Origin of the sequence: Streptomyces odonnellii (assembly GCF_000981895.1) — a bacterium.
GTDB lineage: Bacteria > Actinomycetota > Actinomycetes > Streptomycetales > Streptomycetaceae > Streptomyces > Streptomyces odonnellii.
The window spans coordinates 1-7,137 of sequence record NZ_LATD01000499.1 but is presented as its reverse complement, the minus strand read 5'-3'; the positions used below and the strand labels follow the sequence as shown (position 1 = coordinate 7,137).

The window sequence follows — 7,137 nt, the reverse complement described above, 5'->3', positions numbered from 1 at the left end:
CGCCCCGCACCCCGCCACCGCCGCCAGCCATCGCACCCGACCACACGGAGGCGGCCGAGGAGGAGCAGCTGCTGCTCGCGACCGCCACCGCCCACCCCGCCGGCATCGAGTCCATCCGGTGGCTGCTCCACCAGGACTTCACCCAGCCGCTGCACGCCGGCCTGTGGCAGTGCCTGACCACCCTCGCCCGGCGCCACGAGCCCGTCGACCCCATAACAGTCCTGTGGGAGGCCCAGCAGCACGGTCTGCTGGACGACGGAAGCGAACCCCATGATGTGCTCCGCCTGCTGGCCGAACCAACCGGGTCGGTAGAACACTGGGGCGAGCGCGTCCTGCGGCGTTGCCTCCTGGCTACCGCCGATCACACCGGCCGACGCATCAAGGCGTACGCTCGCGACCCGGCGAACACCCCGTTCCAGCTCGTCGTCGGCGCCCGCCGATCCCTCGCCGACATCGGCGCCGTCCGCACCCGCTGGCAGCACGCCACCGGAACAGTCCCACCGCGGCGACGACGGATTTGCCGCCTGGGCCGAGGTAGGTGCCGACCGCGACGCCACGTCGGGCCGGCAGCGGGCCCGCAGGCGCCTGTTTTGAGGGGGCATCATGTCCACTTCCACAACAGCCCGTCGTACGGCCGCTCTGGTTCTCGCCGCCGGCGCCATAGTTGGTGCCGCGGCCCTGCCGGCGTCCGCGGACGGGGCCCGTTAGGCGGCGCCGCGCTCCAGCATGGTGCTCGGGGAGATCCAGTACGACGGCCCCGGGCCGCGACAACGGGGCGAACCGCTCCCTGAACGGTGGGTGGGTCGAGGTCACCAACACCAGCCGCCGCGCGGTCAACCTGGACGGCTGGACCCTGTCCGACAGCAACAGCAACAGTGACGGCAACCGCTACCGCTACCGCTACGACAACCTGTGCCTGGCCGGACGCTCCAGCGTCCGCGTCCACACCGGCGTAGGCAACGACACCGGCACCGACGTCTACCAGGACCGCCGCTCCTACATCTGGTCCAGCCGGGCCGACACCGCGACCCTGCGCAACGACCGCGGCCGCACCGTCGACTCCGAGTCATGGGGACGCGGCAGCCACCGCTGACCCGGCGACCCGCAGCAGACTGGCGTACCCCCGGCGCGGCCGCGCCGGGGGTACGCCCGCGTTCCCGACCGGGGTGTCGGCCGGGACTCCTCGCCGGCAGGTCGCTTGCGAGGAAGAGCAACGCCGCGCCTTGGCCGCCTTCCTGGACGGCTGGGACGCTGCGGGCGGGACGTGCCGTCTCAGCGCCGTGTGGGCCCCTGAAGGCTCAGGAGGCTGTGGGGACCGGCGCGCCGGGGACGGTGACGCGAGCGGTGAGTGCCGGCGGTGAAACGCTGCGGTGGTCAGTCGGAGGTCGGCTTGTAGGTGAGGATCGTGACGCCGGAGGTGAAGGTGGTGGTGTCGGCGAGTTCTATGCCGGTGACGCTTTCGGGGCGGAACAGCGGTGTGCCCTGGCCCTTGAGGACGGGGTAGATCCAGATCCTGTACTCGTCGAGCAGCCCGGCCGTGGCCAGGTGGTCGGTGAGGCGGCCGTTGCCCCAGGTGAGGATGTTGCCGCCGTCCTGCTCCTTGAGCTTGGTGATCTCGGTGGTGAGGTCGTCGCCCGGGACGACGGTAGTGGGGTTCCATGCCGCGGTGTTGACCGGCTGGGAGGTCACCACGTACTTGGTCATGGCGTTGACGTGGTCGGAGTAGGGGTTGCCGCCCATGTTCGGCCAGGCTTGAGCCATGCCCTCGTAGGTGACGCGGCCCAGCAACAGTGCGTCGCAGCCGGTGGTCAGTGCCAGGGCGTAGGCCATGGCGTCCTCGCTGTTGTAGCTCAGGGACCACTCGTGTGGGTTGTCGATGAACCCGTCGAGGGTGGCGTAGGTGGAAGCGATGATCTTTCGCAAGGTGTCTCCTGGGAGTGTGCGCGGCTAGGCGCCGGGAGGGGAGGGGGTGAGTTCAGGCGGCTGCGCGAGTCCGCCGCCAGGGGATGCTGTCGACGAAGTGGGTGTCGAAGCGGTCTTGGACGGCCAGCAGATCCTGGGGGTCGGCGCGGCCTTGGCGGACACGTTCCAGCAGGCGGAAGTAGGCGAACCGCTCCACACCCGGGGTGATCACGATCAGCGCGTCGGCACCTGACCCGGGAGGGGCCGCGAAGGCGTGGATGGTCTGTGGCGGGACTACGAGGGTGCCGCCGGCTTCGACCTCCACCACCTCCTCGCCCGCCAGGACCTGCAGCCGCCCGTCCAGGACGAAGAGCAACTCGGCCGATCCGCGGTGATAGTGCGGGGTCGCGCCGTTCCTGCCATGCCCCAGGGTCGTGCGACTGACTCCCAGCAGGCCACCGGTGGCCGACGCGTCAGCCAGCAGCGCGATGGTGTCTGCCCCGGCGCCGAGGAACTCAGCGTCCTCTCGGTGTATCACCAGGGTGCTGAACCCAGGCTTCTTGTCCGCAGGCGCCCCCGGCGGGTGTGTTTCGCTCATGCCGTGATGGTCACACGCCTGATAGTACGGCGTCAAACTATACGGCGGTGCTTGTATCTGGCCTCGAACTACAATCGGGGCATGAGCGACGCAGACACCCACGACCGCAACCCCACCGCTGCTCCCCGCACACGCGCGAGCAGTTCGACGGCCGCCCAGGACGCGGTGGACGGCGTGGTCGCCGCCTGGCAGGGGGAACGCCCGGACCTGGACCTCACCGCGATCGCGGTAGCCGGCCGGCTAGGCCGCGTGAACCTGCTCCTCGGCCCCGCCCAGGAGCGGGTGTTCACCGAGTTCGGCCTGCAGCGCGGCGAGTTCGACGTCCTGGCAGCGCTGCGCCGTTCAGGCGCCCCGTACACGCTCAGCCCTTCACGCCTGTCCGACCTGCTGATGCTCTCCCGAGCAGGGATGACCAACCGGCTGGACCGGCTGGAGTCCGCCGGAATGATCGAACGCACCCTGGACCGCGCCGACCGGCGTAGCTTCAAGATCCGCCTCACCGAACAGGGCTACGCCACAGTCGACGCCGCTATGACGCAGCACACCGCCAACGTCACCACCCTGCTGGCCGGCCTCACGCCCCAAGAGCTGACCACCCTGGACGCCCTGGCACGCAAACTCCTGCACCACCTGACCGCCCCCGCCCGGTGAAGTCCAGCAACGCCCATCCGGCCAGCGAGGGAGAAGAGCGGCGTGACGCGCGCGCCGACCGGGCCGTCGGAAGCAGATCCGGTGGATGGTCAGGTCCCTGGACCGCGAAGCACGGTGAGCAGCTCCGGGAGATCGGTCAGACGGCCGGCCTGCCCGACGCTTTCCAGGACCGGCGCTCCGCTGACCTACAGCGGAGCCGCGTACTTTCAGGGTGGCCGCGCCGAGGGTGCGCCCGCGTTCACGACTCCTGTCGCCGAGTTAGTCGCGGGGGTCCGCGTCGCGACCTCGCGTCCGGGGCTGGCTGCGAAGGGGTGATCGTAAGCCCGGGGGCACGGTCGTGCGTGGCGCCGAGCCTGTCACGGTGGCGACGAGCCGGGTACTGACCGGGTTCCGCCGGAGCCCGGTCAGTGCCCGAGGGCCGCTTTCGCCGTTACAAGGATCAGCCCCAGGACGAGATTGATGATGCTCTCGATACCCGCGGGGTTCGAGACGCACCGGCGCGCAGAGCTCCGCCGGGGCGGAGGGGGTATGGCGCGGGGGCGCCCCGCACGATCGGGTTCTGGCACAACTTCTGTGGTCCGTGACTGAGCGGCACGGTCACGCTGCCCCAGCTGTCGAACACCCCGAGGATCGAATGGCCCCCAGGCCCCGAGTTCGAGGGGCTTGCGGTCCCTGCCCGCCTCACCGTGGCGCACCTCAACACGGACCGGCATTCGGTCCAGCGGCCCGAACCGGTCGGTGAGTTCGCGCACCAGGTGCTAGTAGCGGCTGCGCCGCTTCTCGATGAAGACCAAACGGGCCTGTTCCCGCGACAGGTTCATACGCCCGACCGCGGTGTGGGTCAGCAGCCGGTCCAGCGTGAACGCCGGCGAGCCCCCTTCCCCGCCCTCGTACCGCCCGGGGCCGGCGAACGCGTCCAGGAACGTGACCCTCGGCCAGCTCCGCCCGTCACGGCCCTGAGGCTGCAGCAGGATCGGCCACCACGCGTCGAAACACCTCGTGTACAGCCGGTGTTTCGCCTCGGTCGCCGGCTCCAATGGTCACAACACGCGCCCCATCTCTTCCCCCTCCAACCCACCCCACAACAACTCTTCGTCACCACGATCGTTGTCTCCGTAACGGCACGGGCGCTAGGGCGAGACACTGGCGACCACCTCAATCCGGAGCCACACCGGTGTGACGACGAGAGGGCGGCGTCCGGACCTGCCGGCGTGATGGCCGACCGGGGGCTCGTCCGTACGGGCGGGCCCCCGCCAACGCGCCGGGAAATCCGGGTGGTCAGCCCGCGACGGACCGAGCAGGGTCCGCTGGCGGGCAACACTGCCCGCGACGGACCGAGCCCGACCACTGCCACACGGTGACGCATCCGGCACAGCACCGGTCGGCACGCACACGAACAGGGTCTCGGCGTGCCTGATCGTCAGACTGCCGTCGTCCTGCCGGACCACCTTCGGAGCGTCCGCCGACACCAGCACCCCCGTCAGCAGCCGGAGCGGGGCGCCGTCCGGCATCCGGCTGAGGCGCGTACCGCGCTGCTGGCCGCGCTCAAGCGCGACCCTGGCGCGGTCGGCCTGGGCTCCCTGCTGACGGAGATCACCAAGCTCAACGACGTGCGCAAGCTCGGGCTGCCCGAGGGGCTGTTGGCGGACTGCTCGGGGAAGCTGGTGGCCGCCTGGCGGGCACGGGCGATCACGATGTCCCCTCGGACTTCCGTGGACGGCGGAGGATGTATGGATCGCCCTGCTCGGCTCGCAAAGGACCGTTTGTGAGAGTGGCCCCGAGGCCAGCTCGGACCCTCGATTGCCGCCGGGGAAGATCACCAACACTCGGCAGGCACAGTCTGCGTCATCTGTTCGGGCTTCGCCTATGCGGCTTGGGTGAGTTCGGCGCGGCCGAACAGCAGCGCGTAGCCGGAGGGGAGCTGGCGCAGGATGTCGGTGAGGAGGTCGGGGCCGGCCAGGGCTGCGACGACGCAGAGGACGGATCCGGTGTCCCAGCGGGTGGTGCCCAGGGTGGCGCCGGTGCGGGCGGCGAGGTCCTTGACAAAGGCCCAGCCGGTCAGCGGCTGGGTGCCGGGGATCTGTGCGGTGAGGACGCGGGCGGCTTCGAAGGGGAGGCGGGCGGCCAGTTCGACGCGTTCGTCGCCCGTCAGCTGGCGCCCGAGTCCCGCGAGAACCAGGCGGACGGCTTCCTCGGCCCTCTCCCGGGTGGGGTAGGCGCCTTCGTAGCGAACCTTCTCCAGTATCTGCTCGTACGTCATCACGGGCGTGTGCTGGAGGAGTGGACGCCTGTCGGACATCACTGCGGTGGTTGCCTTTCTTTCGCCGTGCCGGTGCGCGGGCACCGGCTGTGTGGGTGGTTCCATCAGGCGGGCTGGGGGTGGCCGAAGAGGAGGTCGTAGCCCGCGGGGAGCTGGAGCAGGATCTGCCCCAGCAGGTCGTCGCCGACGGCGTCGGCGACCGTGCTGAGGACGGCGCTGACGTCCCAGGTGGCGGTCTGTTCGGTGGCCCCCTCGATCCAGGCCGCTGTCGCCCGCACGAACCGCTCCGGTGGCAGGGGTTCTCTGCTTTGGAGCGGGTTGAGGAGGATCAGGGCGAAGTCTTCCGGCAGGCGTGCCGCCAGCTGGGCACGGACCTCGCCGACCAGGTGCGCGCCCAGCAGGGCGAGCACCACGCGGGCCGCGCGCTCTGCCTCGTGCAGGCTGTCGTACTCGCCGCGTTCCTTCACGTGGTCGAGGAACGCTTCCCATCGCAGGGTCACCTCGGCCGCCACCCTTCTTCCGTCCAGTGGGGTGCGGAGGACGGGGTGAGGGGAGATCAGGTGCCCGTCCTCCGCCGCTGTTCGGCCCGCGTCGCCGGGTTCAGCCGGAGATCTCCTTGCGGTCGGATCCGACGTCGATGGAGATCTTGCGGGGCTTGGCGCGCTCGGCGATCGGGATGCGCAGGGTGAGCACGCCTGCGTCGTAGTCGGCCTTGATGTGCTCGGTGTCGAGGGTGTCGGCCAGCACGATCTGCCGGGAGAAGACACCCAGCGGCCGCTCGGACAGTTCCATCTGCACGTCGTCGGCCTTCGCGACCGGGCGGCGCTCGGCCTTGACGGTCAGCATGTTCCGCTCGACGTCGATGTCGATCGCGTCCGGACGGACGCCGGGGAGGTCGAAGGCCACCACGTACTCGTCGCCCTCGCGGTAGGCGTCCATCGCCATCGCGGCCGGCCGCGACCAGGTACCCGGGCCCATCAGCTGCTGAGCCAGCCGGTCGAGCTCACGGAAGGGGTCGGTGCGCATCAACATCACGAAACACCTCCAGCAGGTTCGGGCAGTTGCTGCCAATGCGCTGCACTGAAACCGTTGTAACATGTCATCCAATGGATGACAAACACAGCGTCGTCCAGTGGATGACAATTCCGAAGGAGGTGCCCGTGACAGCAGCCGATCAGCCGGCCTCTTCCAGCGCCGACGCCCAGAGCCCGGCCTCGTTTCTCGCCGCTGCGGCGGCACTGAAAGCCATAGACGACGCCCTGCACGACGCGCAGCACGAGACGCCCGATGCCCCCGGCGCTCCCGGTGTCGGCCCGGAGCAGGCCCTGGCCTCCCTCCTGCTGCTGCGGCAGGTACGCGAGCAGCTCGCCGGATGGGAAACCGGCCTGATCGAAACCGCCCGCCACGCCGGAGCCAGCTGGGCCGACCTCGCCCACCCCCTCGGCGTCGCCAGCCGCCAGGCCGCCGAACGCCGCTACCTGCGGGGCAGGCCCGGCCCCGCCGGAACCACCGGCGAACAACGCGTCCAGGCCACCCGCGAACGCCGCGCCGTGAGGCGCACCACCGCCACCTGGGCCCGCCGCAACGCCGCCGATCTGCGCCGCCTCGCCGGCCAGATCACCGCCCTCACCGACCTGCCCACCGCCGCCCGCCACCCGCTCGACCAACTTCACGCGGCCCTCGCCCACGACGACCCCGCCGAGCTCATCCACTGTCTCTTATACAA

9 protein-coding genes and 2 pseudogenes are annotated in these 7,137 nt (G+C 70.4%); 5 read left to right on the top strand and 6 right to left on the bottom strand.

The window, feature by feature from the left end; all coding sequences use genetic code 11:
- A pseudogene (locus tag WH07_RS38460) lies at positions 1–515 on the top strand (DnaB-like helicase N-terminal domain-containing protein); the annotation flags it as partial.
- A 211-nt stretch (positions 516–726) separates the two neighbouring features.
- Positions 727–1,093 (top strand): annotated as a pseudogene (locus WH07_RS33910) (lamin tail domain-containing protein).
- A 281-nt stretch (positions 1,094–1,374) separates the two neighbouring features.
- Here WH07_RS33910 and WH07_RS33905 read toward each other — a convergent pair.
- Both WH07_RS33905 and WH07_RS33900 read right to left on the bottom strand, forming a co-directional pair.
- The gene (locus WH07_RS33905; protein ID WP_046508673.1) at positions 1,375–1,923 is read right to left on the bottom strand and encodes a dihydrofolate reductase family protein; all 549 of its coding nucleotides are present in this window, start codon (positions 1,921–1,923) and stop codon (positions 1,375–1,377) included.
- A gap of 52 nt (positions 1,924–1,975) precedes the next feature.
- Positions 1,976–2,500: a cupin domain-containing protein gene (locus WH07_RS33900; protein WP_046508671.1), complete on the bottom strand. Its 525-nt coding sequence runs from the start codon at positions 2,498–2,500 to the stop codon at positions 1,976–1,978.
- A gap of 81 nt (positions 2,501–2,581) precedes the next feature.
- On the opposite strand from WH07_RS33900, the gene WH07_RS33895 reads away from it, so the two are divergent.
- A complete protein-coding gene (locus tag WH07_RS33895) occupies positions 2,582–3,151 on the top strand; it encodes a MarR family winged helix-turn-helix transcriptional regulator (RefSeq protein ID WP_079023785.1) in 570 nt (189 codons plus the stop codon).
- Positions 3,152–3,909: 758 nt separating this feature from the next.
- Here WH07_RS33895 and WH07_RS36520 read toward each other — a convergent pair.
- Positions 3,910–4,188: a class I SAM-dependent methyltransferase gene (locus tag WH07_RS36520; RefSeq protein ID WP_052744652.1), complete on the bottom strand. Its 279-nt coding sequence runs from the start codon at positions 4,186–4,188 to the stop codon at positions 3,910–3,912.
- A 372-nt stretch (positions 4,189–4,560) separates the two neighbouring features.
- Between WH07_RS36520 and WH07_RS40610 the strand changes: the two genes are divergently transcribed.
- Positions 4,561–4,920: a hypothetical protein gene (locus tag WH07_RS40610; RefSeq protein ID WP_063775878.1), complete on the top strand. Its 360-nt coding sequence runs from the start codon at positions 4,561–4,563 to the stop codon at positions 4,918–4,920.
- A 95-nt stretch (positions 4,921–5,015) separates the two neighbouring features.
- Here WH07_RS40610 and WH07_RS33880 read toward each other — a convergent pair whose 3' ends face one another.
- The 3 genes from WH07_RS33880 to WH07_RS33870 all read right to left on the bottom strand — a co-directional run bounded on the left by WH07_RS33880 (position 5,016) and on the right by WH07_RS33870 (position 6,443).
- Positions 5,016–5,450, bottom strand: coding sequence for a DUF2267 domain-containing protein (locus WH07_RS33880; RefSeq protein WP_046508668.1), 435 nt, complete (start codon positions 5,448–5,450; stop codon positions 5,016–5,018).
- A gap of 65 nt (positions 5,451–5,515) precedes the next feature.
- A complete protein-coding gene (locus WH07_RS33875; RefSeq protein WP_046508679.1) occupies positions 5,516–5,911 on the bottom strand; it encodes a DUF2267 domain-containing protein in 396 nt (131 codons plus the stop codon).
- Between the two features lie 100 nt (positions 5,912–6,011).
- A complete protein-coding gene (locus tag WH07_RS33870; RefSeq protein WP_046508666.1) occupies positions 6,012–6,443 on the bottom strand; it encodes an Hsp20/alpha crystallin family protein in 432 nt (143 codons plus the stop codon).
- 128 nt (positions 6,444–6,571) lie between these two features.
- On the opposite strand from WH07_RS33870, the gene WH07_RS33865 reads away from it, so the two are divergent.
- Positions 6,572–7,137, top strand: a 566-nt coding sequence (locus WH07_RS33865; protein WP_046508677.1) for a hypothetical protein, incomplete at its 3' end; no start/stop codon positions are given.

Bases quoted from the DNA above. Each gene is read 5' to 3' on its own strand.
- WH07_RS33870 (WP_046508666.1), bottom strand. From the start codon at position 6,443: ATGTTGATGCGCACCGACCCCTTCCGTGAGCTCGACCGGCTGGCTCAG.
- WH07_RS33900 (WP_046508671.1), bottom strand. From the start codon at position 2,500: ATGAGCGAAACACACCCGCCGGGGGCGCCTGCGGACAAGAAGCCTGGG.
- WH07_RS33895 (WP_079023785.1), top strand. From the start codon at position 2,582: ATGAGCGACGCAGACACCCACGACCGCAACCCCACCGCTGCTCCCCGC.
- WH07_RS33880 (WP_046508668.1), bottom strand. From the start codon at position 5,450: ATGTCCGACAGGCGTCCACTCCTCCAGCACACGCCCGTGATGACGTAC.